The sequence below is a fragment of the Bacillus sp. XB1 genome, from assembly GCF_053557995.1.
In genome coordinates, this window is record NZ_JBNRIL010000002.1 from 793,301 (window position 1) to 818,165 (window position 24,865).

The following is a 24,865-nucleotide window of genomic DNA, read 5'->3' on the forward strand; positions in this document are numbered from 1 at the left end:
AGAAGCAGCTATTGCTGCTTCTTTTTTTACGACTCAAATAGATGATGAAATAATCGATCACGATTTTCAAAGAAAAGTTTCGTCGTTTGGTAATGCTCAGTTTCTTCTAATGTGGATTCGTGAATCCCTTCTTGTGTTAAAGAATATATAGTGGATTCAGGGTAGGCCATTAAAATAGGAGAATGCGTCGCAATAACAAATTGTGAACCTTGTTCCGCTAGCTCGTGCATTCGAATGAGCATGGAAAGTTGTCTCATTGGTGATAAAGCTGCCTCAGGCTCATCTAAAATGTATAAACCTTGTCCTGAAAAACGATTCATAAATAATGAGAAGAACGATTCGCCGTGTGATTGTTCGTGTAGTGAAACGCCGCCGTAAGATTTTATAGCATCTATTTCATCAATATAAGAAGCAACGTTATAAAATGATTCAGCGCGAAGAAAGAAACCGTCGTTTGGTGTATTGAAACTTTTTGAAATTCGAAGGTATTCATGTAAAGATGAATGGGAATCGTTTGTGCTAAAGCGGAAGTTCTTCGTTCCACCTTCTGCATTAAAACCTAACGCAATTGCAATTCCTTCAAGTAATGTTGATTTACCTGTTCCGTTTTCTCCAATAATGAATGTTACATTTGGATGGAAAGCTAGTGATTGTAATGTTCGGATAGCAGGTAAGCAGTAAGGATATGCGGAAAAACTAGGGATATTTTCTTTTTTTAATGTGACATTTTGTAAAAAAGGTACGTCAATCAATATATAAACCTCAATTCATAACGGATTTTGAATTTAAAAAGGCAGAAAATACAAGTGTTAATGACACCTGAATCCCTTCCTTATTTTCTGAATATTTTATGTGGATTATATCATTTAAACTATCATATTCCAATGTGAAAATAAATATTGCATGAAGATCCATTCTCTCGTTATGATATATGGTATTCTATTGAAAATGTGAGAAGGAGTTAAAGTATGCCGTTTACATTTGCACATCCAGCAGCAGTTCTTCCTTTTGCGAAAAAGCATTCTAAACATATTTCAGTAACGGCTCTTATATTAGGTAGTATGGCGCCTGACTTTGAATATTTCTTACACTTTAGACCGTATGGTGTAATTGGGCATACGTGGCTTGGATTCTTATATTTCAATTTACCACTTGTCTTTTTGTTAGCATACATATATCATTACATTTTAAAAAAGCCGTTTATAACGCATTTGCCTAAACCGTTTGCTGGTTATTATTCATATGCAATAGATGAGAGGTGGGGGCTATATACATGGAAAGAATTCTTTGTATTTTGCTATTCTGCATTATTCGGTATGCTCACGCATGTCGTTTGGGATGCATTTACTCATAATACAGGCTATTTTGTTATGAAAATACCATTATTACAAAGAGAATGGTACGGTATCTCTGTTTATAAATATATGCAACATGGAAGTACATGTATTGGTGTTCTACTATTAGTATACGTTTTATGGAAGTATAGAAATGAAATGGGTAAAGATCTTATTTTAGCTTCGGAAAAAAGAAAGTATTGGGTTTCAGTAATTGTTGTAGCAACTATTATATTTATCGTGCACGCGTTCCTAGATCCCTATTTTCATATTTTCCAAATTGGAGGTATAATAGTATCTGGACTGACAAGTTCATTTTGTGGACTTGTCATTGTTTCTATAGTTTACAAAGCCAGGGACTAATTTTATATTCATGAATGATAGCGTTAGGAGAAATGAAATGATGAAAGCATGGAAAAGTATTTTTGTTTTATGTAGTTTTCTTCTTATGTTAAGTGGTTGCTTCCATCAAGAAGAAAAGAAAGCTGAACCAAAGAAGAAAGAATCTATTCCTGAAACAAAAGAATATGGTGGGCGTGAGCTGAAAAAAGTAGGACAAAAAGTGAAAGAAACAGGATGGGGTACTTTCAAGTTAGAGCAGATGCATTCTGTGAATCAAACATTTGAAGTAGCGCCAATGAAAATTCACGTACAAGATGTGAAAGTAATTTCTTTATCACAGATGAGTGAAAAGGCAAAAAAAACATTGAAAGTATACACGGCACTAACCCCTGAAGAAGTAAAACGGAGATTAGGGGATAAAGTAAGCCAAGAAGATGCAGAATTATATGCATCGCTAAGTGGAACAGAGATTAGTAATACAATTCGTTACGTTGAGATTACATATAAAGTGGAGAATACCGGAAATAAAAATATGCAATTTTTCTCTATGAATGATGTTATGATTAATGGTAAGCAACATTTTAAAGTAGCCACTCAAAACTTTTTATATGACGAAGATACGTTAGTTGGTACAAAAAATGTATCAAGAGAAGACTATAAGCCTGGTGAAACAAGAGATGGTATTATTGGTTTAATACTTGACGATGGAAAAGACAAGGTAAAGGATATTCAGTTTACAACTGATGATTTACTTGCAGGGGATTCAGAAACACAAGATGTTGTAAAAGAGCCACAAACGTTTAACATCTCACTAAAATAATGTAAGACAAAACAGTCAGCATTCAAATATTATGCTGACTGTTTTTTTATTTCTTTTATGTATGAATCTACATTTTGAAAAGGTACCTTAATTTTAAACGCATCTTTTTGTTCATTAAATTGCTTTTCATTGTAGGGACCGAAACGTTTATTGTGCTTTACGTCAATAATCCAATAATGTTCACTTTTTTTATTTGCAATTGCTGCGTCAGGGTTATTCGGATCTGATTTTTCCTCGGTTTGTTTTGCAATAATGTATTTATCATCCCAAGCAATGTCTGTAATTTTTGCAGGGATGTATTGTGTGGCATATACAGCATCTTGCGAGGGGAAAAGTTCAAATGCATTTCCAGAAGTACGTATGAGTTCGTATTCATCGTTAACCGTATAAGTTAAGTGACCTGTGTTTCCTGCACAACCAGTTAATAGGAAGGCGACGAATAGGATTATCCATTTTTTCAATATGGGAACCTCCTTTATAATGCTATTGTAACAAATTGTACAAGAAAAGTAAGAGAAACGCTAGTTTACAATGTTTTTTAGAAGTGGTACGATGAGACGGGTAAAGAAGGATATGAAGGAGTCGACATAAAATGAAGTTAAAGATGCATCGTCCAGCGCTTGTAATGAATCGCATAGGTGCTTCCCTAATTGACATGTTTTTAATCTCGGTTATGTATGGTGCAGTAGTAGCTGTTATGACCGGAAACTATAGTGCTATGTTTAAGCGCTTTAATATAAGCTTAGGTGATTTTAGATATGATTTCGCAGTAGTTTTTATATTAATGGCGATATATTTTATTGTGTTACCCTTTATTTGGAACGGTGTTACACTTGGAAAAAAGGTAACGAGAATAAAATTAATTTCATTGAAGAGTGAAAAGCTAACGTTGCAAATATTAATTATAAGATTTTTTGTAGTGTTATTACCGAACGTATTGCTATTAGGAATTCCATTAATATGTAATATATATATGATGTTGTTCCGCAAAGATAATTGTGGTTTTCAGGATTTAATTACAAAAACGAAAGTAATAAGTCTTGTATAATGAAAAAAAGACCTTTTTATATATAAAAGGGTCTTTTTGATTTTATAAGTATATGGGGAATGTTTACAGTAAGGAAAAGCTAAAATGTGTTAATTCTATTTATAATAGATTGAAAATTAAGAAAATTATATAATGATTAAAAATAATATCTTTATTCCGCCATATTGGGGCTGATTAAAATTTCACTTTATATAATAAGGGGGAGATTAAAATGACTGGAGGTAGTGTAATCTTTTGGGGGATTTTAATTTTCATCGGTTTAGTTTTCGACCAGCGTAATAATAAGAAAAAAGAAGGATGAAAAGTAAACGTTTACAAATGAGATAGCAATTTTCTTGCTTGCAGATTAATCTTATAAAGGAGTATACTGAATGACGGTAAGACTTATAGAAGGGGTAATGAAAATGAAGCTTGCAGGAAAAGTTGCTATCGTAACTGGCGGTGGCATCGGTATTGGACGTAATACAGCTCTTTTGTTGGCTAAACAAGGCGCAAAAGTTATTGTGACGGACATTGATCAAGAGAGTGGACAAGCAACAGTGGAGGAAATTATGAATCTAGGCGGAGAGGCACTTTTTGTATCCTATGATATGGGAAAGCAAGGAGATTGGCAACGCGTTATTAGCATTACTTTGAATGCATTCAGTCGCATTGATATGCTTTTTCAAAATGCAGGTTTATATAAAATAGATTCTATTTTTTCTCGCCAACAAGAGAACGATTCCAATGTACTTTGTATTAATGACGTTTGGATAGAGATAAAACAATTAACGTCATCTTTTATGAAACAGCAAGAAGAAGTGGTGCTTAGTGATTTACCGATTTTCGGTATTATTAGCACAAAAGGACAATCATTTCATACAGTAGAAGCCCTAGTATAATAATAAAAACCGCCCTCAATATATGTGGACGGTTTTTTTGTATGTGTATAGTAAAGATAAATTTTTTAGCGAATACGTTGTTCAGTTTGGTTATCAAAGAAATGTGCTTTATTCATATCAAATGCTAATTTAATTTGATCACCAGGTGAAAATGTATGTCTTGCATCTACACGTGCTGCAAAATCTTGATTTCCAAGTTTCATATATAAAATGGATTCAGCACCTAATAATTCAGCGACTTCAATTTTTGTTGTGAAGGCAGTAGATTGCGAAGCTTCTAAAAATAGTAGTTCATCATGAATGTCTTCTGGGCGAATACCTAAAACAATTTCCTTATTTACATAGCCTTGTTCACGTAGCATCTTCATTTTTCCTTCAGATACTTTAATTTTTATAGTATTGTCTATAACGAAATCGGTTTCAGTCAATTTACCACGGAAGAAATTCATCGCTGGTGAGCCGATAAATCCACCCACGAAAATGTTTTCTGGCGTTTCGTATACTTCTTTTGGAGTTCCAATTTGTTGGATTTTTCCATCCTTCATAACGACAAGACGCGAAGCCATAGTCATTGCTTCTGTTTGGTCATGTGTTACATAAATTGTTGTTGTTCCAAGGCGATGATGTAGCTTAGAAATTTCTGAGCGCATTGCAACACGGAGTTTAGCATCTAAGTTTGATAATGGTTCATCCATTAAGAAAACTTTTGCATCTCGAACGATTGCTCTACCTAACGCAACACGTTGGCGCTGTCCACCTGATAATGCTTTCGGTTTTCTATCTAAATATTGTTCAAGTCCTAAAATTTTTGCTGCATCTTTCACACGACGATCGATTTCATCTTTTGGTATTTTTCGAAGTTTTAATCCAAATGCCATATTATCATATACACTCATATGTGGATAAAGAGCGTAGTTTTGGAATACCATAGCGATATCTCGATCTTTTGGAGGAACATCATTCATTAGTTTACCATCAATTGAAAACTCGCCTTTTGAAATATCTTCAAGTCCAGCTACCATTCGTAATGTTGTAGATTTTCCGCATCCAGAAGGACCGACAAATACAATAAATTCTTTATCTTGAATGTGTAAATTAAAATCAGTTACAGCTGTTACGTTATTATCATATATTTTATAAATGTTTTCTAATTTAAGTTCTGCCATGGTATTTCCCCCTAGAAATAATTATGCAAACGTTTTCTTTGAGTTCATTATAAACGAATAGATTCAAAAAATAAATAAAAAAATAAAACGTTTTCATTTATTGGAGATTTATTAGTGGTTTTCATATGTTTTCTTAGAAAAAGAACAATAAAAATTGTAAGCGCTATTTTAAATTGAGATAGAATCTGTTATCATTCATTAATGAAAACGTTTGCGCCTTAAAAAAGAGAAAAATGAATGATGAATGAAATGGGGTAGCATAATGGAAAAACAATGGTGGAAAGAAAGTGTAGTATATCAAATTTATCCTCGTAGCTTTATGGATAGTAATGGTGATGGTATAGGAGATCTTCAAGGGATTATTTCAAAGCTAGATTACTTAAAAGAGTTAGGGATTGATGTGATTTGGTTATCACCAGTCTATGAATCTCCAAATGATGATAATGGTTATGATATAAGCGATTATTGTAAAATTATGAACGAGTTCGGAACAATGGAAGATTGGGATGAGCTATTATATGAAATGCATGAACGTAATATGAAACTTATGATGGACTTAGTTGTTAATCATACTTCGGATGAACATAATTGGTTTATTGAATCACGTAAATCAAAAGATAATAAATATAGAGATTACTATATATGGCGCCCTGGAAAAGAAGGGAAAGAACCGAACAACTGGGGAGCTGCTTTTAGTGGATCTGCATGGCAGTATGATGAAATGACGGATGAATATTATTTACATCTGTTTTCTAAAAAACAGCCAGATTTAAATTGGGATAATGAAAAGGTAAGACAAGATGTTTATGAAATGATGAAGTTTTGGTTAGAAAAAGGAATTGATGGCTTCCGTATGGATGTTATTAATTTTATTTCTAAAGAAGAGGGATTACCAGCTGTTGAAACAGAAGAAGAGGGGTATGTTTCAGGTCATAAGCATTTTATGAACGGTCCAAACATTCATAAATATTTACATGAAATGAATGAGGAAGTATTATCGCATTATGATATTATGACGGTTGGTGAAATGCCTGGTGTAACGACAGAAGAAGCGAAATTGTATACTGGAGAAGAACGAAAAGAGTTGCAAATGGTATTCCAATTTGAACATATGGATTTAGATTCAGGAGAAGGTGGAAAGTGGGATGTAAAACCATGCTCACTTCTTACTTTAAAAGAGAATTTAACAAAGTGGCAAAAAGCATTAGAGCATACCGGATGGAATAGCCTTTATTGGAATAATCATGATCAGCCTCGCGTTGTATCTCGTTTTGGTAATGATGGAATGTATCGCATTGAATCAGCAAAAATGTTAGCGACAGTTCTTCATATGATGAAAGGAACGCCATATATTTATCAAGGAGAGGAAATTGGAATGACGAACGTTCGATTCCAATCAATTGATGAATATCGAGATATTGAAACGTTAAATATGTATAAAGAAAAAGTGATAGACCATGGTGAAGATATAGAAAAAGTAATGGAATCTATTTATATAAAGGGTCGTGATAATGCTAGAACTCCGATGCAGTGGAATGATCAGAATCACGCTGGATTTACAAAAGGTGAACCTTGGATTACTGTAAATCCTAACTATAAAGAGATTAATGTGAAACAAGCAATCCAAGATGAAGGTTCAATTTTTTATTACTATAAGAAATTAATTGAACTACGCAAAAATAATGAAATAGTTGTGTATGGATCATATGATTTAATATTAGATAATGACCCTTCTATTTTTGCTTATGTAAGAACATATGGAGATGAAAAACTACTTGTCATTGCAAACTTTACTGCGGATGAAAGTGTATTTGAAATGCCTAAGGATATTAGTTATAGTGAATCAGAGTTATTTATACACAATTACGATGTAGAAATCGGATCAATAGATAACATTCCATTACGTCCGTATGAAGCGATAGTGTTCAAATTGAAATAAGAAAAAGCCTTATGCCATTTCGAACTTGGCATAAGGCTTTTTTGGATTACCATTTTAATATGGAGAATCCATATGGAGGAAGTGTAACTTGTAATACACTTGCTTCCGCTGAAAATTCTTCGTTTGTATAAATGTTAATTATTTTCTTACCAGTAACATGAAGAGGGAGTGAAACTGTAACTTCACTATTAGTAGGGTTTAAAACGAAAAAGATAGTTTCATCCTCATATGTTTTCGTATAAGAAATATAATTATGTTCATCATTTGCTTCGATGAATTGAAAAGTACCATGTCCTCCAAATGCTTTATGTTGTTTACGTAATAAAATCAATGTTTGTATATGGGTAAATAATGCATGATCTTGTTCTTTAGTATCCCAAATCATACATTTACGGCAATCAGGGTCCATGCCGCCATCCATACCAATTTCATCCCCGTAATAAATACAAGGAGAGCCGATGAAAGAAAGATGGAATACATAGAGCAATTTCAACTTATTTTTATCTCCGTTGCATGTTGTTAAAATTCTTGGAGTATCATGGCTGTCTAATAAATGAAATGCTGCTTCATTTACATTCATAGAGTAGGAATGTAGAGATTCTGTAATTTGCTTCATGAATTCACTTGCTTTAATGGAATCGTTAGCAAAGTAAGAAAGTAGAGCATTTGTAACAGGATAGCTCATGACAGCATCAAATTGATCGCCTTGTAGCCACGGAAGGGCATCGTGCCAAATTTCTCCCAAAATATATACTTCAGGATTTAGTGTCTTTATTTCAGTTCGGAATTCTCTCCAAAAGTTGTGATCGACTTCATTGGCGACATCAAGGCGCCAGCCATCTATATTGAATTCTCGTACCCAATAACGTCCTACTTCAAGTAAGTATTCTTTTACATCTGGATGAGCTGTATTTAATTTAGGCATATACGGTGTAAAGGCGAAAGTATCATAATTTGGAAGTGGTTCGGTTATAATCGGAAATTCATGAATGTGGAACCACTCTTTATATGCGGACTTCTCACCATTCTCTAGTACGTCTTGAAATTTCTCGAAAAAGTATCCACTATGATTAAACACAGCATCGAGCATTACTTTTATACCGTGCTTATGACATTCTTCAACGAGCTCTTTAAAAGTTTCTTTCGTCCCAAATTGTGGGTCAATTTCCATATAGTCAATTGTGTCATATTTATGGTTTGAATGAGCTTTGAAAATAGGTGTGAAATATATTCCGGAAATGCCAAGCTTAACAAGGTAATCAAGGTTTTGAATAACACCAGAAAAATCTCCGCCGAAAAAATTAGTTGGAGTTGGATTCGCACTTCCCCAAGGAAGGGTGTTTTCTGGATTCAGCGTACTATCGCCATTAGCGAATCGCTCAGGGAAAATCTGATACCAAATGGTGTCTTTAATCCAAGATGGTGCTTTGAATACATCATCTGCATGAATAAATGGAAAACAGAAAAAGTTACCAACATCATCATTTGGAATGCTAGAAAAGAATCCTCGCTCTGCATAAATAAGAGTGTCTGTTTCAGATTTTAATTCAAACCCATAACGTAAGCGCTTAAATTTTGGTTCGATTGCAATGGACCAATAATCAAATAATGCAGTAGAACCCGTTTTTTTCATGGGTGTACTTGCTGATATCCATTTCCCGTCTTTCCATTCGTAAGGATCACCGTAAATAAGATCGGCGCTTTGAATATCATCTCTCTTAGTACGTACTCGGATGTGAATTGTTTGTTCATCATAAGCGTATGCATAATTATCTTTCGGCCTATGATAAATGGCTTCTTTAAACATATACAAAATCCCCCTTCAATATCTCTATACATAGTATTCCCTTAAGTGTAATAATAAAGCCTGTATTGCAAACGATTGCCTTTCTCGTAGCTTTAATATTGCTTATAAGAGTAGTATTCATTTTATATAAAGTCAATGTATAAAGAGTATAATGACATAATTTTTAAATTAATATTTGCAAAATGAATAAAAGAATGTATAATGATAGACAAATAGCGCAAACGTTTTCATAGATTGAGATATTGTTTGCGCTTCAATTAAACTATCAAATGCAAACGTTTTCAGTTACTGAGGTACATAGACAATTTAGGGAGGTTTTTGGGATGAAGAAAGCATTATCATTATTAACGGTTTCAGCATTATCTATTGGTATGTTATCTGCATGTGGACCGAAAGATTCAGGGAAAAAAGAGGAAAGTAAAGCGAAAAAAGACTATGATCTTCTTGTTTGGGAAGATGATAAAAAAGGTGTTGGTTTAGAACCAGCAGTGAAAAGCTTTGAGGAAAAATATAAAGTAAAAGTAAAAGTTGTTGAAATGCAAATGACAGATCAAGTGAAGAAGTTACGCCTTGATGGGCCAGCGGGGACTGGACCAGATGTTGTAACATTGCCACACGATCAAATCGGAAATGCAGTAACAGAAGGTTTACTTTCTGAAGTGAAAGCAGATGATGCTGTAAAGAGTAAATTTACTAATTCATCAATAGAAGCACAGACATATAACGGAAAATTATATGGTTTACCAAAAGCAATTGAGACACCAGTCTTTATTTACAATAAAAAACTAATGCCAAAAGCGCCAGAAACGATGGACGAGCTGTTTAACTTCTCAAAAGAATTTACGAAAGATGGCAAGTACGGATTTTTAGCATTAGGAGATAACTTCTACTTTGCTAATGCATTCATGGCAGGTATGGGCGGTTATGTATTTGGTGAAAAAGATGGAAAGCCAAATGCAAGTGATGTTGGATTAAATAATAGTGGAGCAGTACAAGGTGCTGAATATCTTCAAAAATGGTACAAGGAAAAATTATTCCCAAAAGGTATTATCGGTGAATCAGGTGGGCCTGCTGCTGATGGACTATTCAATGAAGGAAAAGCAGCTTCTATCATGAATGGCCCATGGGCGTTCCAAGCAATGGAAAAGAACGGGATTGATTATGGCGTTGCTCCAATGCCGAAATTACCAAATGGTCAACCAATGAAAACGTTTGTTGGGGTTAAAGGATGGCATGTAACAAGTTTCTCTAAACAAAATGATTTAGCTACAAAATTCACTGAGTGGGTAACAAATGAAGAAAACGCAAAAATTCGATTTGAGAAAACAAAAGAAATTCCTCCAGTAAAATCAGTAATGGAAGATCCAATTATTAAAGATAACGAAGCTGCAAAAGCAGTTGCAACGCAATCTGAAAATGGAATTCCAATGCCAAACATTCCAGAAATGCAAGAAGTTTGGAAACCAGCTGGAGATGCGCTTCAATTAGTTGTTACAGATAAAGAGGCACCAAAAGCGGCGCTTGATAGTGCAGTGAAACAAATTAAAGGTAATATTGAGGCAAATCATAACAAGAAAAAATAAGGTGAAATTCGTGCCTCTAATATGAGAGGCACGAATTCTCTCCCTTCCATGTAGGAAGAAAAAAGGGGGAAGGAACATGCAAACATCTATGGAACCAGCAAATGGGTTAAACCGTTCAAAGCATAGGAAAATGGCAACCATGTTATCAATCATTCCAGGCGTGGGCCAAATGTATAATAAACAATTTGTAAAAGGTCTTATTTTTCTAGTATTAACAGGTTCTTTTATTGTAGCCTTTGCTGATTTATTAAATATGGGATTATGGGGTATTGTAACGCTTGGTACAGAAGTTCCACGTGACCATTCTGTCTTTCTATTAGTAGAAGGAATCTTGGCCCTTATCGTTATCGCTTTTGGGCTAGGCGTATATGCATTTAACTTATATGATGCATACCAAAATGGAAAGAAACGTGATAGCGGAACACCGTTAAATTCTGTAAAAGAGCAATATCGTAATTTGTTAGATCAAGGTTTTCCTTATTTAATGGTTTCACCAGGTTTTCTACTACTTATCTTTGTTGTCGTATTTCCAATCATCTTCGTAATTTTAATTGGATTTACAAACTATGATTTATATCATTCTCCTCCAGCTAAATTAGTAGATTGGGTGGGCTTTAAAAACTTTATTGATATTTTCACTTTACCGATGTGGAGAGAGACATTTGTAAGTGTATTCTCTTGGACTGTCATTTGGACATTCGTTGCAACAACATTACAAGTTGCACTTGGTATTTTCTTAGCGATTATCGTAAATCAGCCTGGTATTAAAGGAAAGGCGATTATTCGAACAATCTTCATTTTACCGTGGGCGGTTCCAGCATTCGTATCTATTCTTGTTTTCTCTGGTATGTTTAATGAAACATTCGGAGCGATTAACAATCAAGTATTAGCTTTATTCGGAATTGAAAAGATTGCTTGGATGACAGATCCATTTTGGGCGAAGATTGCTTTAATTATGATTCAAACGTGGCTTGGGTTCCCGTTTATCTTTGCGATGACAACAGGTATACTGCAATCGATTCCGGGAGAATTATATGAAGCGGCTACAGTAGATGGAGCGACAGCTTGGCAACAGTTTCGTAAAATTACATTGCCACTGGTGTTATATGCAACAGCACCAATATTAATTACGCAATATACGTTTAACTTTAATAACTTTAGTATCATCTATCTATTTAATGGTGGAGGTCCTGCTGTAGCTGGACAAGACGCAGGTGGAACGGATATTTTAATTTCATGGATTTATAAGTTAACGATGACTTCAGCGCAGTACGGAAAAGCAGCAGCTCTTACAATGATATTATCGTTAATTGTTATTACAGTTGCGTTATGGCAATTTAAGAGAACAAAATCATTCCAAGAAGAGGATATGATGTAAATGAATATTAAAAGACAGAAGATGTTACGTCTCTCATTAAGTTATTTAGTTATTTTCGTAATGTGTGCCATCATTTTCTATCCGTTATTATGGATTATTGGCTCATCGTTTAATCCAGGTGATAGTTTATCTGGATCAAGTATTATTCCACAAAATGCAACGTTAGATCATTATCGTAAGTTATTAGATCTAGAGAATAGTAATTACTTACTATGGTATAAAAACACATTAAAAGTAAGTGTTTTAACGATGATTTTCTCAGTGTTAGCAATTAGTTTTACCGCTTATGCATTTTCGAGATATCGTTTTGTTGGAAGAAAAAATGGTTTATTAACATTTTTAATTCTGCAAATGATTCCAAACTTTGCAGCGTTAATTGCTTTATACGTATTAGCTCAATTAACAGGATTAATTGATACACACCTTGCATTAATTTTAATTTATGTAGGCGGGGCTATTCCGATGAATACATGGCTTATGAAAGGGTATTTTGATACGATTCCGAAAGAACTGGATGAATCAGCTCGAATGGATGGAGCAGGACATTTTCGTATTTTTTGGCAAATCATTATGCCACTTGCAAAGCCAATCGTAGCGGTTGTAGCGTTATTTACTTTCATTGGTCCATTTACAGATTTCATTTTAGCGAGTATTATTTTGCGAACACCAGAAAATTATACTTTAGCAGTTGGATTATATGAAATGGTTGCGAAGAAATTCGGTAATGAATTTACAACGTTTGCAGCGGGTTCTGTGTTAATTGCGATCCCAATTTCAATTTTATTCCTATCACTACAAAAATACTTTATTTCTGGTTTAACAGCTGGAGGTACAAAAGGATGAAAAATGGGACATTACGTCCCATTTTTCTTTTCATCTCCCTATAAATAAGTTTATAGGGAGATGAAAAGAGATTTGACATCACATGTGAAAAGAAGTGAAATAAATAGTATATTATAGTATAGGAAAAAATAGCTATATCCCTTACAATACATGAAGAGGGAGAATAGGATTAGTTTTGCAAGATATAAGAAATGAAAGTTTATGACTTGCAATGAGTGCGAGATAAAATATATGAAAAATGGCAGAGAAATGAGAGGAGGGGGATTTTTATGACAGTTACAATTAAAGATGTGGCGAAGCAAGCGAATGTTGCACCATCAACAGTTTCTCGTGTAATTGCTGATAATCCAAGTATAAGTGAAAAGACAAAGCGCCGTGTTAGGAAAGTGATGAGTGAATTAGGGTATCATCCCAATTTAAATGCGAGAAATCTTGCGAACCAAACGACGAAAACACTTGGTCTTGTTATGCCAAGTTCTGCAAGTAAAGCTTTTCAAAATCCATTTTTCCCAGAAGTTATAAGAGGGATTAGTTCATTTGCACACGTAGAAGGTTATGCGCTTTACATGTCGACAGGTGAAACGGAAGAAGAAATTTTTAATGGTGTCGTAAAGATGGTACAGGGACGCCAAATTGGTGGCATTATTCTTTTATATTCAAGGGAGAATGATCGGATTATTCAATATTTACATGAACAAAATTTCCCGTTTGTTTTAATAGGAAAACCATATGATCGAAAAGATGAAATTACATATGTAGATAATGACAATTATACAGCTGCAAGAGAAGTGGCAGAATATTTAATTTCATTAGGGCATAAGCAAATCGCGTTCATTGGTGGTGGATCAGATTTACTTGTAACGAGAGATCGTTTAGCTGGTATGAGTGATGCCTTGAAATTAGCAGACATTGTATTACCAAAAGAATATATTTTACATTTTGATTTTTCGAGGGAAAGTGGTCAACAAGCTGTTGAGGAATTAATGGGACTGCAGCAACCGCCAACGGCAATTATGGCAACGGATGACTTAATTGGACTTGGTGTGTTAAGTGCTCTTTCTAAAAAAGGATTCGTTGTACCGAAAGATGTTTCTATTGTAAGCTTTAATAATGCTTTATTATCAGAAATTGCGAGCCCTCCACTTTCGACAGTTGATGTGAATATTTATCAGCTAGGATATGAGGCAGCAAAAGCTTTAGTTGATAAAGTAGAGAATGCAGAATCCACTGCAAAGTGTATCATTATTCCTCATAAATTACTAAAACGTCAAACTTGTGATCATTATGCATAAAAAAGCTAAGAGTTTAACTCTTAGCTTTTTTCATTAGAAAGGCTTCTAATCGGTCGCAGCCTTCTTTTAAAGTTTCGATACTATACGCATAGGACAAGCGAAGGTAGCCTTCACCGTATTCAGAGAATGCTGTTCCAGGAACTACAGCTAGTCCCGCTTCTTTGACAAGATCAAGTGCAAAATCAAATGATGAAGATGTCAAATGACCAACATATGGGAATAAGTAAAATGCACCTGTTGGCTTTTCAACTGTTAATCCCATTTGAGTGAGTCTATTATATACGTAATCACGGCGTTTTTTATATTGGTGGCGCATCATTTTTGGTGCGTCTTTAGCTGCTGTTAATGCTTCAATTGCAGCGTATTGAGCGATTGAAGTAGCACACGTTACATTGTATTGATGAACTTTTAATATGTGTCCTGCTAAATAACTTGGTGCAAATAAAAGTCCAACACGCCAGCCAGTCATAGAATGTGATTTAGATAAACCGTTAATGACAATTGTTTTTTCACGCATTTCTGGGAAATGAGCGATAGATGTATGCTTTTGTTCATATACAAGCTCGCTATAAATTTCATCTGAAAGGACGAAAATATTTTTATCTTTTAAAACATCTACAATATCTTTTAGCTCTTCTGTTGATAAAGTTACACCGGTTGGGTTAGAAGGATACGGTAGTACGATACATCTTGTTTTTTCTGTAATAGCATTTTTAAGCGCTTCAGCTGTTAAACGAAATCCAGTTTCACGAACATCTACAAAAATAGGCGTTGCACCGCATAATCGAATAATAGGTTCGTAGCCTGGATAAATAGGAGCAGGTAAAATTACTTCTGTTCCTGGCTCTAAAATCGTTCGGAATGCAACATCAATTGCTTCGCTAGCACCGATTGTAACGATGGTTTCGTTTTCAGGTGAGTAATGTAAATCGTAGTTATCTTTTACGAAGTTACAAGCTGCCTTACGTAATTCTAGTAAACCAGCGTTATGTGTATAGCTTGTATAGTTTTCTGTAATAGCCCGTTTTGCCGCTTCTTTCACGAGAGAAGGTGTAGGGAAATCGGGTTGTCCAATTGTTAAAGAAATCAAATTACCATAGTTTTGAATCATGTTAGAGAATTGACGGATTCCAGAAATTTGGATATCCTTCACTCTAGGGTTAATGAATTGTTCCATTGTATCTCCCTTTCTTCCGTTTGAAAATTAAGTTCATTTTATCATATTTTCTATGATTACGCTTTGTATATGTTATTTAGAAAGAGAGAGAAAAGAGAAAAAAAGCCGCTATAAGCGACTTTTTAATATCCGTATTCCCAATCTATTTCATCTTCATTCCAGAGTACAGAGGATACCTTGCCAAGGTGAACAACTGATTCGTTCACAGCACATGTGCAGTTTTCTTCTCCCGCTTTATGCTGTAACTCTTCATATACTGATTTTTCAACATTTTCTAGAACAACCAAATTTTCTTCTTTTAAAACAAGCGTAGTACCCGCCATATTTATCTTCCTCCTACTAAAGTAATGATCACTTATTTGTAAACATAGATAGTATGGATTATATGCTGTATTTTGCTATAGTTGTCCGTCTAAAAAAGTATTTTTATATTTTCTTTGTAATCCGTATTCATTGTATACTGCACGAAGGAAATTTGGTACAGGGTTTACAATCATTTCGAAAATCTGTAACAATTATTATGAGTTGTTAACAAAGAATTAACAAATATGTTAAGAAAAATCAAAATTTTAAAACAAATACACCTATAAAATGATATAATCATATCAAAATACATATAGGGGATGAGAGGTTATGGAGCTTATCCGTGATTTATTGATTCAAATTGCCATCATAATTTTGCCACTATTTTTATATGAAGCGATTCGTTTAAATCGCTATCAAGAAATGCCTCCGAAGCCAAATCGTTACTTTATTATGTTTTTATCTAGCGTTACGCTCGTTCTCTCCATGACATACTCTATTTGTTTTGGCAATGTGTGTGGGTATAACTTTCACCCCATTCCAATTGTCAGTGGTTTTTTATATGGTGGGATTGTTGGTTTAATCCCAGCGGTTATTTTTGTTGCATATGAATGGTTACTAAAGGGAATGAGCTTTCTTCCAGTTTTAGAAGTAATATTTTTATTGATAGTTCCGCTATTTTTATCAAAGAAATGGTCTCTTTTTTCAAGGGATAAGAAATTAATTTTAGCATTTATGATTTCATCATTTTATGTGCTTGTTTCTTTAGTATTAGGCATGATTAATGTTCTTTTGGAAGCAGGATTTACACCGTATATTTCGCAAATATATAGCGGATTTATATTTGCCTCGCTTATCATGGTCATGACAATGGTATTCCAGGTGTATTTAACTGAATATTTAAATGAAAATGCATTGCTACGTACAGAGATGCAAAAATCAGAAAAGCTTAATATTGTAAGTGAGTTAGCAGCAAGTGTGGCACATGAAGTTCGAAATCCACTAACTGTTGTTCGTGGATTTATCCAATTGCTAGAAAGTACGGAAGATGTGAAGAATAAGGATTATATGCGTCTCGTATTAGCTGAATTGGATCGGGCGGAACAAATTATTTCAGATTACTTAAATTTAGCAAGGCCGCAAATTGAGAAAAAAGAACACATTTGTTTATCAGCCCAATTAATAGAAATGACCACTCTTATGTCGTCATTTGCAGCGATGCAAGGTGTATATTTACAAGTTGAAATTTCAGAAAGTCTTTATACGATTGGTGATAAGACAAAATTGAAGCAAGCTATTATGAATGTTGTTAAAAATGGTATTGAAGCAATTCAAGGAAATAAAGGATATTTAAAAGTAACAGCTATTCAAAAAGATGAAACAATCATAATAAGAGTTAAAGATAGTGGTGTTGGTATGACGAAAGAACAGTTAGCAAGGCTTGGGCAACCATATTATTCTTTAAAAGAAAAAGGGACAGGATTAGGACTTATGGTAACATTTAGTATTTTACAAGCGCATAATGGTACATTGGAATATAAGAGTGAAAGTGGAAAAGGCACTGAAGCAATTATTATATTACCAGCTGTACAAAATAAGGAATAAAAGTTACCGATGAAAGGTAACTTTTTATTTTATATTGTTTATTCATTTGTTTTTTCTTGTTTTGCTCGGCTAAATAAACTTTTAAATGATTGAAAGAAGCTTTGCTCTTTTGAGGCAGCAACCATTCTTTTTGTTTCTTGAATTTCTCGAATAACTTGCATAAGCTGTGCATCACGGTTACTGTCTTTGTTATAAATTTGACTAACAAGTTTATTCATTTTTTCTTCCTGTTTGGATTCTCGTTTATACATATGATTCATTAATAAGTCCATCTTTTCTTTTTGCAGTGCATCTGTTTGAGCGGCGTGGTCGACTAACTCTTGAAGCATTTTTTCTTGAGAGCCTTCTTTTACATAAACTTGTTGCATCAATTCGTCTAGTTTCTCATCCTTTAAACGATTTTGTGTAATTAGAGTAGAATTTTGATGAATAATTGCTTCATTTAATTGAGCTAGCATTTCAAGTTTTAACATGAACTCCTCAAAGTTACGCCCATCTTCTTTTTCTTTCGTTTGTATCTCTTGCTTATCTTGTATAACTGGTACAGGTGGGGCCTCTTTTTCTTTTAAAATAATCGGTATCGTTTCTGAAATATCTTCTTGTAATGTAGCAGCTCTTTCGTGTATAGATTTCAATAATTTTAAATCATCAAGTTTATAAATACGAGCATCAGCTGTTTTGGAAATCATATAACCATGTTCCTCTAACAGTTGACTATATTTGCGAACTATATGTTTTGGGATGCCTGTTTTATTCGTGACATCTTTCGTTTTATAGGTAGCTTCCATCATATTTCCTCCCCAAAAAGTATCGTATATATCATTTCAATCTTTTATGAGGACTTCCTTTGAAAAAGAATGTCGGAAGGCTATTAGTTTTCTACAGCATTAGTGAAAAAATGAAAATTTTTGGCGGAATGGCAAGGAATAACTAAAATAATGTCTGAAAACATATACAGGAGAAGTTTGTTATAATAACGGAGGAAAAGAAACTGGTAGAAACATGGAGGTATACATGAAGCAATTAAAAGGTATTATCATTTCAATTATCGCAATTCTGTCTATTTTAGTAGCAGTTTATGAAGTACTTGTGCCAGAGGAAACAAGTGTAAAGAAAACGAATACGTATGATCAAGTGTTAGAATTTCCGAAAGAACGTTATCCAGAGGCAGGAAAACATATTACGGATGCTATAAAAGAAGGGCATTCAGAAGTTTGTACAATCGATCGTGGTGGTGCTGCAGATAGAAGGAAATTGTCGTTAGCACCATATCCATCAAAAAAAGGGTATGATCGTGATGAATGGCCAATGGCGATGTGCAAGGAAGGCGGAAAAGGAGCACATATTGAATATATAAGTCCGGCGGATAACCGTGGAGCAGGCTCTTGGGTAGGGAATAAGTTAGATAAATACCCAGATGGTACGCGAGTAAAATTTGAAGTGAAGTAGTAGTTGTATATTTCATAATGAAGGAGAAGGGGAACTATGGAGTTAACGATTTCTTATTCGCAATTAATGTTGATGAACTATGACGGTGAGCAGCCTTATGTAGATTGGACTGATGAAGATTTTGAAAGAGGTTATGCTAAGGCAGATGGAACTGTTATTTTTGAAGCACTTTCTGATTATACTTGTGAAGTGAAAGTGACCCCAGGGAAACATATTGAAAAAGAAGAAGTAGTTAGAACGATTACGGTTCCTTTTACAGTTGAAAATGAAAGTATCGTTATAACGAGTATTCTTTCTAATAAATTTCAAATACCTATTCCAAATGGTGAGTATACAGTTGTATTACAAGCAATTCCTCTTGAAGAGCCAACGGATGATGAATTATATAAAATACAATATGAATTCTTTTTTGAAAGTAAAGAATAAAAAATGGGTTATCCTGAGAAAAGGATAACCCATTTTTGTTATGCGTTTGTTTTTAAAAGGGAACGAGCATCTTTCGCTGCTTGCACCATATGTTCTAAAGCTGGAATAACTTCTTCTGTTCTTCTCGTTTTTAAACCACAATCGGGATTAATCCAGAAATATTTAGGATCACATACTTCTAAAGATTGTTCTACGATTTTATACATTTCATCTTTACTCGGTACACGTGGGCTATGAATATCATATACACCTAGGCCAATGCCTTTTTCATATGTTGTATGTTTTAATGTATCAATAAATTCTCCGTGACTTCTTGATGTTTCGATAGAAATTACATCTGCATCTAATGCGCGAATCGCGTCAACAATATCTTCGAAGTTACTGTAACACATATGAGTATGAATTTGTGTTTCATTTGCTACAGAAGAAGTTGCTAAAAGGAAGGATTGTACTGCCCATGTAATATAAGCATCCCAATCTTTTTCTTTTAGTGGCATTCCTTCACGAAGTGCGGGCTCATCGACTTGGATTACTCTAATTCCGGAAGATTCAAGTAGTTCAATTTCGTGACGAAGAGCTAGTGCAATTTGATACGAAACTTCTTTTCTTGGAATATCATTTCGAACGAAGGACCAATTTAAAATTGTAACAGGTCCGGTTAACATTCCTTTTACAACTTTTTCCGTTAAGCTTTGTGCATAAACTGTTTCCTTAATAGTCATGCCGTTAATAAAGGCTACATCACCATAAATAACAGGTGGTTTTACGCAGCGGGAACCGTAAGATTGTACCCAACCGTTTTTAGTGAATGAGAAACCAGCAAGGCGCTCACCAAAATATTCAACCATGTCAGTTCTTTCAAATTCACCATGTACAAGTACATCAAGCCCAATTTCTTCTTGGTAACGAATCCATTTTTCTGTCTCTTTTTCAATAAATTGTTCATATTGTTCATTTGAAATAACACCGTTACGCCATTCTTTTCGCGTTTGACGAACTTCAGTTGTTTGCGGGAAGCTACCAATAGTCGTTGTTGGTAATAGCGGTAACTCCAGGGCAGCTTGTTGTAATTCGTATCGTTTTTCAAATGGAAGAGGACGTGAAAAATCTTCTTCTTTTAGTGCTGTTCGTGCTGCTTTGACATCTTCTCGGTTACGTGCAGCAGATGAACGAATTGTATGATGTACGTTTCGATATGTTTCCAGCTTATTACTAATGCTTTCTGTACCTTGAGTGAGAGCGGAATGAATAAGAACTAACTCTTCTAATTTTTGATTTGCAAATGCTAACGCATCAAACAGCTCAGTCGATAAGTGAGTTTCTTCTGTTTTATCGATTGGTGTATGCAATAAGCTACAAGAAGGCTGAACGATGATATCTTTCGTTTGGACTTGTTTTTGTAACGTTGTAAATAACGTAAGTACTTCATCAAGGTCAGCTCTCCAAATGTTACGGCCGTCTATACAACCGACAGCTAAAGTTTTATCAGCTGGGAACCCATATTTTGAAATAGCATTTAAATTGCCTTCTTTACCATGAATGAAATCTAATCCAATACCGGATACCGGGAATGTAATAATTTCTTCATAGTTTTCTTCTACGCTATCAAAATATGTTTGTAAAAGAAGAGTCGCATTTGGAACTTCTTTACGAATAGCTTCATAAATTTCTTTTGCTTGTTGAACTTCTTCTTTCGTTAAAGAAGCGAAAATCGGTTCATCAACTTGAATGGCTTGTGCCCCAGCTGCATGTAGTTCTGAAAGCAGTTGTACGTAAGGTACAACTAACTGTTTTAAAATGGTAGAAAATTGTTCTTGTGTATAGCCTTTAGCTAATTTTAAGAAAGTATATGGTCCTAAAATAACAGGCTTTCCATCTACTCCTAATTCTTGTTTTGCCTCTTCGTATAAGCGAAGTGGACGATTATCTTTTAAAGAGATTTGTAATCCCTCTTCATATTCAGGAACGATATAGTGATAGTTTGTGTTAAACCATTTTGTCATTTCGGAAGCTACGTGATCTTTAGAGCCACGCGCCATTGCGAAATATACATCAAGGTAAGATGTAAACTCAGAAAAACGTGATGGAATAAATCCTAGCATATAGGCAGTATCCAAAACGTGATCATAATATGTAAAGTCGCCAATTGGAATGAGTTCAATCCCTTTTTCTTGCTGTACTTTTACGTGTTGAAGGCGAATTTCTTTCATTGTTGTTAAAAATTGTTCTTCATCGATTTTATTGGACCAAAATGCTTCCAATGTTTTTTTCCACTCTCGTTGTAGTCCGATACGTGGATAACCTAAGTTACTTGTTTGAATTGCCATTTTAAATTCCTCCCTAATTGAAAGTAAGCATTTCCGTTTACTAGGAAATACCTATAACAAAAAGTACAAAGACATAGAAAATAAGCCTTCCTTTTTGTTTTAACACCTCATCATCATCCGTGAATCTATCAGTGTTGTTAAAACAGGCAGGTCTCCTGACTTATGCTTCATATAATTTCTTTCACCTTCCCGTTTTCACAGTGGTACTAAAAAGAAATCTCAGCATTTACAGTGGCGGGACCGTGTTGGAGTTTCACCAAGCTTCCCTTTTAAACACGAAACGAAACTTTCGTGTACCTATTTTCCTTTTGAAAGGAATTTAACAAGCGATATGATATTGAAACAAATTCTAACACAATTTTTGGAATTTTGTCTACTGTTTTGAAATAAGAAAATTCTAAAGTTTTTATTTCTTATTATTCTGAATTTTTATTCTGAATTAATTAATAATAGTACTGTATAAAAAGAGAAATTGAGCTATGAAAGAAGTAGGGATGTCTTCTTTCATAGCTCAATTTTCATCTATAGCAACTTCTGAAAGTCGGCCTGCTATAGCATCTTTAAGGAGGGTGTTTAACCATTGTAATTCAACTGTAATATGCTCAATTACACTTTGCAAAATATATAGTTGTGCACGTGGAACCTTTCCTTTATTACAATCATATATCGTTTGCATAGTATGTAAATATTGAAGAGTATCGTTTTTCTTTTTTTCTAAAATAGGAACTAATTCGTGATCATTGCTAAAGTGAGCGAAAGATAATGCTGAATAAATAGGTTTATATATTTGGTTTTTGGCTTCAAATTGTTTTAATAGTAAAGTATGGAATAGTTTTTTGCCTTCTTCTGTTATATGAAAAATCGTTTTGTCCGGTCGATTTGTGTCTCTAATTACATTTGTAATATGAATTGCACCTTGCTTTTCTAATTGCTCGAAGGCGTAATAAAGTGATCCTTTAGCATATTTAATGTAACAATCCATTTGTCGTTCTTTCATAATATGCTGCACTTCATATGGATGTTTATCTCCTTCGAGTAGCAAGCCGAGAATGACTAATTTCATGCTCATGCTGTCTCAACTCCTGTATACAAAAACTTTATCCCGCATTAACGGGCAGTAAGACCCCACCCAAAAATTCAGTGGAAGCAAAGAAGTTAGGTGGGGATTAACTGCCCGTAAAAACCAGATTGGTGAGGGCTAATAATCAGTGGGAGATGAACAACCCCCACTGATTAAAGTTTCACTTTATACATATTATAAACGGCATATCCTTTTTCATAAAGGAATATGCCGCTTCTTTTTTATATTAACTAACTTGCTTTTGTTTTTCTTTCTTTTTAGGGCCAGTAAAGAGGCGTTCATTTCCCATAAGTAAAATACAAATAATACTTAGTACAGCCGGGATGAGTGCCCAGAAGAATGTATTCGCAATAGATGTAGCGAGAGCTTCTTTAATACCCGCTAATATTTCAGCAGGAATTTTTGCGGTAGCGCCTGGTGATAATAAGAAACTTGTGTCTCCGCCTTTTGGAGCTAATTTTGCTAGTTCAGGGGGGAATACAGAGTTTAGTTTATCTGTAAAAATATGATTTTGAATTGTACCGAAAATCGTTACACCAAGAGTCATACCGAGTGATCGGAAGAATGAGTTTGTTGATGTCGCCGAACCACGGTCTCGCATTTCCAACTTGTGAATAGAAGACATACTTAATACTGAGAATGAGAAACCGACACCAAGCCCAGCGAGAATCATAAATAGTGTTACGAGTAAACGAGGTGTGTCCATTGTTAAAGTACTTAATAAATAAATACCAAGAACGAAGAAGACACCAGATACCATCATAATGTTACGATAGCTTGTTCGAGACGCTAATTGTCCTCCTGTTTGACTTCCAATTACAGAACCAACCATCATTGGTGTTAAAATTAATCCAGCATTAGAGGCGGAACCTCCAAGAACGCCTTGAATGAAGATTGGAATATAAACTGTACAGATAATAAAAGCGGCACCATAGAAAAAGGCAACTCCTTGACTAGCTGCGAATAAAGGTTTTTTAAATAGATGGAACGAAATAATAGGCTCGGTTGCTTTTCGTTCTACAAAGAAGAAAATAATAAGCGTAATAACTACTGTTGTAAATAAGCCAATAATTACAGTAGAATTCCAGGCATATTCTTTACCACCAAGTTCTAATGCGAACATTAAGCAAACGATACTTATGACAAGTGTAATAGCACCAGCCCAATCAATTTTTTGTTTTCTAAATTCTAGAGACTCACTGTAGTATTTAGTAATGAAGAAAAAGGAGATAAGTCCTAATGGAATATTAATATAGAAGACCCAATGCCAACTTATATAGTCTGTAATATAAGCACCTAATAAAGGACCGAATACACTAGATGTCCCGAAAACAGCACCGAATAGTCCTGTCATCTTTCCGCGTTTTTCTGGTGGGAAGATATCGTACATAATTGTGAAGGCGATAGGCATAAGGGCACCACCACCGATACCTTGAATAGCTCTATAAATACTTAATTGCTCAATACTTGAAGCTGTTCCGCAGAGCGCAGAACCGAATAAGAAAAGAATGAGGCCACCAATATAAAAACGTTTCCGTCCGTACATATCAGAAAGTTTCCCGAAGATAGGCATCCCTGCCATTGTTGCTACCATATAAGCTGATGTGACCCAAACAAACTTATCAAATCCTCCTAGGTCTCCAACGATTGTTGCCATTGCGGTTGCAACGATTGTATTATCCATTGCGGCCATTAATATACCAAGCAGTAAACCAGCAACAACAAATTTTGTCTTGTTGGCGTCTTTTTTTAATGGTTGAGTTTCCAAATATAACCCTCCTTTAGAAATAAGTAAACTATATTAAGTTTTGAGTGCAGTGGATAAAAAATTTTAATGTATAGTTGATTTTAATTTCTTTTCCATAAGTGCACTGATATGCCATAAAGAATATTATAGTCAAATTTGACTATAAGGCAAACTTTTTCTTCCGTCAAAATATTCTTTCGTATGAGTAGAGAACGAGTGAGCCATACTGAATATTGCTATAAAGGAAATGAAGTAAATTGTAAAAAAATTTCATAAAGAACACCTTCTGTTAATAGATGAAAAATGGTTTTTTCTTC

General features: G+C 34.5%; 23 protein-coding genes and 1 riboswitch. Of the genes, 13 read left to right on the forward strand and 10 right to left on the reverse strand.

Features of this window, described 5'->3' with window-relative positions; translation table 11 throughout:
- Window positions 1–26: 26 nt before the first annotated feature.
- Window positions 27–752, reverse strand: a complete 726-nt coding sequence (locus tag ACK1U5_RS19510; RefSeq protein ID WP_000568001.1) for an AAA family ATPase — start codon at window positions 750–752, stop codon at window positions 27–29.
- Window positions 753–968: 216 nt separating this feature from the next.
- On the opposite strand from ACK1U5_RS19510, the gene ACK1U5_RS19515 reads away from it, so the two are divergent.
- Together ACK1U5_RS19515 and ACK1U5_RS19520 are read left to right on the forward strand one after the other, a co-directional pair.
- Window positions 969–1,697 (forward strand): DUF4184 family protein, encoded by a 729-nt coding sequence (locus ACK1U5_RS19515; RefSeq protein ID WP_001116848.1) that lies wholly within the window; start codon window positions 969–971, stop codon window positions 1,695–1,697.
- Window positions 1,698–1,734: 37 nt separating this feature from the next.
- On the forward strand, window positions 1,735–2,496 hold the full coding sequence (locus ACK1U5_RS19520; RefSeq protein ID WP_000973895.1) for a hypothetical protein: 762 nt from the start codon (window positions 1,735–1,737) through the stop codon (window positions 2,494–2,496).
- 29 nt (window positions 2,497–2,525) lie between these two features.
- On the opposite strand, the gene ACK1U5_RS19525 is transcribed toward ACK1U5_RS19520, so the two are convergent.
- Window positions 2,526–2,957, reverse strand: a complete 432-nt coding sequence (locus ACK1U5_RS19525; RefSeq protein ID WP_000758785.1) for a DUF3997 domain-containing protein — start codon at window positions 2,955–2,957, stop codon at window positions 2,526–2,528.
- Between the two features lie 131 nt (window positions 2,958–3,088).
- Between ACK1U5_RS19525 and ACK1U5_RS19530 the strand changes: the two genes are divergently transcribed.
- The 3 genes from ACK1U5_RS19530 to ACK1U5_RS19540 all read left to right on the forward strand — a co-directional run bounded on the left by ACK1U5_RS19530 (window position 3,089) and on the right by ACK1U5_RS19540 (window position 4,425).
- The gene (locus tag ACK1U5_RS19530) at window positions 3,089–3,544 is read left to right on the forward strand and encodes an RDD family protein (protein WP_069605461.1); all 456 of its coding nucleotides are present in this window, start codon (window positions 3,089–3,091) and stop codon (window positions 3,542–3,544) included.
- A 211-nt stretch (window positions 3,545–3,755) separates the two neighbouring features.
- The gene (locus ACK1U5_RS19535; RefSeq protein ID WP_000145650.1) at window positions 3,756–3,845 is read left to right on the forward strand and encodes a hypothetical protein; all 90 of its coding nucleotides are present in this window, start codon (window positions 3,756–3,758) and stop codon (window positions 3,843–3,845) included.
- 70 nt (window positions 3,846–3,915) lie between these two features.
- Window positions 3,916–4,425, forward strand: a complete 510-nt coding sequence (locus ACK1U5_RS19540) for an SDR family NAD(P)-dependent oxidoreductase (RefSeq protein ID WP_000218410.1) — start codon at window positions 3,916–3,918, stop codon at window positions 4,423–4,425.
- Window positions 4,426–4,490: 65 nt separating this feature from the next.
- Here ACK1U5_RS19540 and ACK1U5_RS19545 read toward each other — a convergent pair whose 3' ends face one another.
- The gene (locus ACK1U5_RS19545) at window positions 4,491–5,591 is read right to left on the reverse strand and encodes an ABC transporter ATP-binding protein (RefSeq protein WP_000818931.1); all 1,101 of its coding nucleotides are present in this window, start codon (window positions 5,589–5,591) and stop codon (window positions 4,491–4,493) included.
- 262 nt (window positions 5,592–5,853) lie between these two features.
- On the opposite strand from ACK1U5_RS19545, the gene malL reads away from it, so the two are divergent.
- Window positions 5,854–7,530 (forward strand): oligo-1,6-glucosidase, encoded by a 1,677-nt coding sequence (malL, locus tag ACK1U5_RS19550; protein WP_000415182.1) that lies wholly within the window; start codon window positions 5,854–5,856, stop codon window positions 7,528–7,530.
- A 46-nt stretch (window positions 7,531–7,576) separates the two neighbouring features.
- On the opposite strand, the gene ACK1U5_RS19555 is transcribed toward malL, so the two are convergent.
- A complete protein-coding gene (locus ACK1U5_RS19555) occupies window positions 7,577–9,337 on the reverse strand; it encodes an alpha-glycosidase (RefSeq protein ID WP_000471776.1) in 1,761 nt (586 codons plus the stop codon).
- Window positions 9,338–9,660: 323 nt separating this feature from the next.
- Here ACK1U5_RS19555 and ACK1U5_RS19560 point away from each other — a divergent pair, with 323 nt between their 5' ends.
- From ACK1U5_RS19560 to malR, 4 genes are all read left to right on the forward strand, one after another.
- Window positions 9,661–10,920 carry an extracellular solute-binding protein gene (locus ACK1U5_RS19560; RefSeq protein ID WP_000709923.1) on the forward strand — a complete coding sequence of 420 codons (1,260 nt, stop codon included), beginning with the start codon at window positions 9,661–9,663 and terminating at the stop codon, window positions 10,918–10,920.
- A 76-nt stretch (window positions 10,921–10,996) separates the two neighbouring features.
- A complete protein-coding gene (gene malC / locus ACK1U5_RS19565; protein ID WP_069605459.1) occupies window positions 10,997–12,298 on the forward strand; it encodes a maltosaccharide ABC transporter permease MalC in 1,302 nt (433 codons plus the stop codon).
- Complete coding sequence (gene malD, locus ACK1U5_RS19570) at window positions 12,299–13,141, forward strand: maltosaccharide ABC transporter permease MalD (RefSeq protein ID WP_001022608.1); 843 nt, start codon at window positions 12,299–12,301, stop codon at window positions 13,139–13,141.
- A gap of 269 nt (window positions 13,142–13,410) precedes the next feature.
- Window positions 13,411–14,433 (forward strand): maltose operon transcriptional repressor MalR, encoded by a 1,023-nt coding sequence (gene malR, locus ACK1U5_RS19575; protein ID WP_000219053.1) that lies wholly within the window; start codon window positions 13,411–13,413, stop codon window positions 14,431–14,433.
- 13 nt (window positions 14,434–14,446) lie between these two features.
- On the opposite strand, the gene ACK1U5_RS19580 is transcribed toward malR, so the two are convergent.
- Together ACK1U5_RS19580 and ACK1U5_RS19585 are read right to left on the reverse strand one after the other, a co-directional pair.
- Window positions 14,447–15,610: an aminotransferase A gene (locus tag ACK1U5_RS19580; RefSeq protein WP_000434600.1), complete on the reverse strand. Its 1,164-nt coding sequence runs from the start codon at window positions 15,608–15,610 to the stop codon at window positions 14,447–14,449.
- A gap of 122 nt (window positions 15,611–15,732) precedes the next feature.
- Window positions 15,733–15,933 (reverse strand): hypothetical protein, encoded by a 201-nt coding sequence (locus ACK1U5_RS19585; RefSeq protein WP_000929280.1) that lies wholly within the window; start codon window positions 15,931–15,933, stop codon window positions 15,733–15,735.
- A 310-nt stretch (window positions 15,934–16,243) separates the two neighbouring features.
- On the opposite strand from ACK1U5_RS19585, the gene kinB reads away from it, so the two are divergent.
- Complete coding sequence (gene kinB / locus ACK1U5_RS19590; protein ID WP_069605090.1) at window positions 16,244–17,518, forward strand: sporulation sensor histidine kinase KinB; 1,275 nt, start codon at window positions 16,244–16,246, stop codon at window positions 17,516–17,518.
- A 38-nt stretch (window positions 17,519–17,556) separates the two neighbouring features.
- On the opposite strand, the gene ACK1U5_RS19595 is transcribed toward kinB, so the two are convergent.
- Window positions 17,557–18,306 carry a DUF3967 domain-containing protein gene (locus ACK1U5_RS19595; protein ID WP_000388471.1) on the reverse strand — a complete coding sequence of 250 codons (750 nt, stop codon included), beginning with the start codon at window positions 18,304–18,306 and terminating at the stop codon, window positions 17,557–17,559.
- A 226-nt stretch (window positions 18,307–18,532) separates the two neighbouring features.
- Between ACK1U5_RS19595 and nucA the strand changes: the two genes are divergently transcribed.
- Together nucA and comJ are read left to right on the forward strand one after the other, a co-directional pair.
- Complete coding sequence (nucA, locus tag ACK1U5_RS19600) at window positions 18,533–18,967, forward strand: DNA-entry nuclease (protein WP_069605091.1); 435 nt, start codon at window positions 18,533–18,535, stop codon at window positions 18,965–18,967.
- Window positions 18,968–19,003: 36 nt separating this feature from the next.
- Complete coding sequence (comJ, locus tag ACK1U5_RS19605; RefSeq protein ID WP_000424030.1) at window positions 19,004–19,393, forward strand: competence protein ComJ; 390 nt, start codon at window positions 19,004–19,006, stop codon at window positions 19,391–19,393.
- A 38-nt stretch (window positions 19,394–19,431) separates the two neighbouring features.
- On the opposite strand, the gene metE is transcribed toward comJ, so the two are convergent.
- The 3 genes from metE to ACK1U5_RS19620 all read right to left on the reverse strand — a co-directional run bounded on the left by metE (window position 19,432) and on the right by ACK1U5_RS19620 (window position 24,569).
- Window positions 19,432–21,720: a 5-methyltetrahydropteroyltriglutamate--homocysteine S-methyltransferase gene (metE, locus tag ACK1U5_RS19610; protein WP_069605092.1), complete on the reverse strand. Its 2,289-nt coding sequence runs from the start codon at window positions 21,718–21,720 to the stop codon at window positions 19,432–19,434.
- A gap of 128 nt (window positions 21,721–21,848) precedes the next feature.
- Window positions 21,849–22,036, reverse strand: a riboswitch (cobalamin riboswitch).
- Window positions 22,037–22,231: 195 nt separating this feature from the next.
- Window positions 22,232–22,789, reverse strand: a complete 558-nt coding sequence (locus tag ACK1U5_RS19615; RefSeq protein ID WP_000062063.1) for a PadR family transcriptional regulator — start codon at window positions 22,787–22,789, stop codon at window positions 22,232–22,234.
- A gap of 238 nt (window positions 22,790–23,027) precedes the next feature.
- The gene (locus ACK1U5_RS19620) at window positions 23,028–24,569 is read right to left on the reverse strand and encodes an MDR family MFS transporter (protein ID WP_000449901.1); all 1,542 of its coding nucleotides are present in this window, start codon (window positions 24,567–24,569) and stop codon (window positions 23,028–23,030) included.
- Window positions 24,570–24,865: the final 296 nt, after the last annotated feature.

Excerpts from the sequence above, each read along its gene's own strand:
- ACK1U5_RS19515 (WP_001116848.1), top strand. The coding sequence starts at position 969 with ATGCCGTTTACATTTGCACATCCAGCAGCAGTTCTTCCTTTTGCGAAA.
- ACK1U5_RS19520 (WP_000973895.1), top strand. The coding sequence starts at position 1,735 with ATGATGAAAGCATGGAAAAGTATTTTTGTTTTATGTAGTTTTCTTCTT.
- ACK1U5_RS19530 (WP_069605461.1), top strand. The coding sequence starts at position 3,089 with ATGAAGTTAAAGATGCATCGTCCAGCGCTTGTAATGAATCGCATAGGT.
- ACK1U5_RS19535 (WP_000145650.1), top strand. The coding sequence starts at position 3,756 with ATGACTGGAGGTAGTGTAATCTTTTGGGGGATTTTAATTTTCATCGGT.
- ACK1U5_RS19540 (WP_000218410.1), top strand. The coding sequence starts at position 3,916 with ATGACGGTAAGACTTATAGAAGGGGTAATGAAAATGAAGCTTGCAGGA.
- ACK1U5_RS19545 (WP_000818931.1), bottom strand. The coding sequence starts at position 5,591 with ATGGCAGAACTTAAATTAGAAAACATTTATAAAATATATGATAATAAC.
- malL (WP_000415182.1), top strand. The coding sequence starts at position 5,854 with ATGGAAAAACAATGGTGGAAAGAAAGTGTAGTATATCAAATTTATCCT.
- ACK1U5_RS19555 (WP_000471776.1), bottom strand. The coding sequence starts at position 9,337 with ATGTTTAAAGAAGCCATTTATCATAGGCCGAAAGATAATTATGCATAC.
- ACK1U5_RS19560 (WP_000709923.1), top strand. The coding sequence starts at position 9,661 with ATGAAGAAAGCATTATCATTATTAACGGTTTCAGCATTATCTATTGGT.
- malC (WP_069605459.1), top strand. The coding sequence starts at position 10,997 with ATGCAAACATCTATGGAACCAGCAAATGGGTTAAACCGTTCAAAGCAT.
- malD (WP_001022608.1), top strand. The coding sequence starts at position 12,299 with ATGAATATTAAAAGACAGAAGATGTTACGTCTCTCATTAAGTTATTTA.
- malR (WP_000219053.1), top strand. The coding sequence starts at position 13,411 with ATGACAGTTACAATTAAAGATGTGGCGAAGCAAGCGAATGTTGCACCA.
- ACK1U5_RS19580 (WP_000434600.1), bottom strand. The coding sequence starts at position 15,610 with ATGGAACAATTCATTAACCCTAGAGTGAAGGATATCCAAATTTCTGGA.
- ACK1U5_RS19585 (WP_000929280.1), bottom strand. The coding sequence starts at position 15,933 with ATGGCGGGTACTACGCTTGTTTTAAAAGAAGAAAATTTGGTTGTTCTA.
- kinB (WP_069605090.1), top strand. The coding sequence starts at position 16,244 with ATGGAGCTTATCCGTGATTTATTGATTCAAATTGCCATCATAATTTTG.
- ACK1U5_RS19595 (WP_000388471.1), bottom strand. The coding sequence starts at position 18,306 with ATGGAAGCTACCTATAAAACGAAAGATGTCACGAATAAAACAGGCATC.
- nucA (WP_069605091.1), top strand. The coding sequence starts at position 18,533 with ATGAAGCAATTAAAAGGTATTATCATTTCAATTATCGCAATTCTGTCT.
- comJ (WP_000424030.1), top strand. The coding sequence starts at position 19,004 with ATGGAGTTAACGATTTCTTATTCGCAATTAATGTTGATGAACTATGAC.
- metE (WP_069605092.1), bottom strand. The coding sequence starts at position 21,720 with ATGGCAATTCAAACAAGTAACTTAGGTTATCCACGTATCGGACTACAA.
- ACK1U5_RS19615 (WP_000062063.1), bottom strand. The coding sequence starts at position 22,789 with ATGAGCATGAAATTAGTCATTCTCGGCTTGCTACTCGAAGGAGATAAA.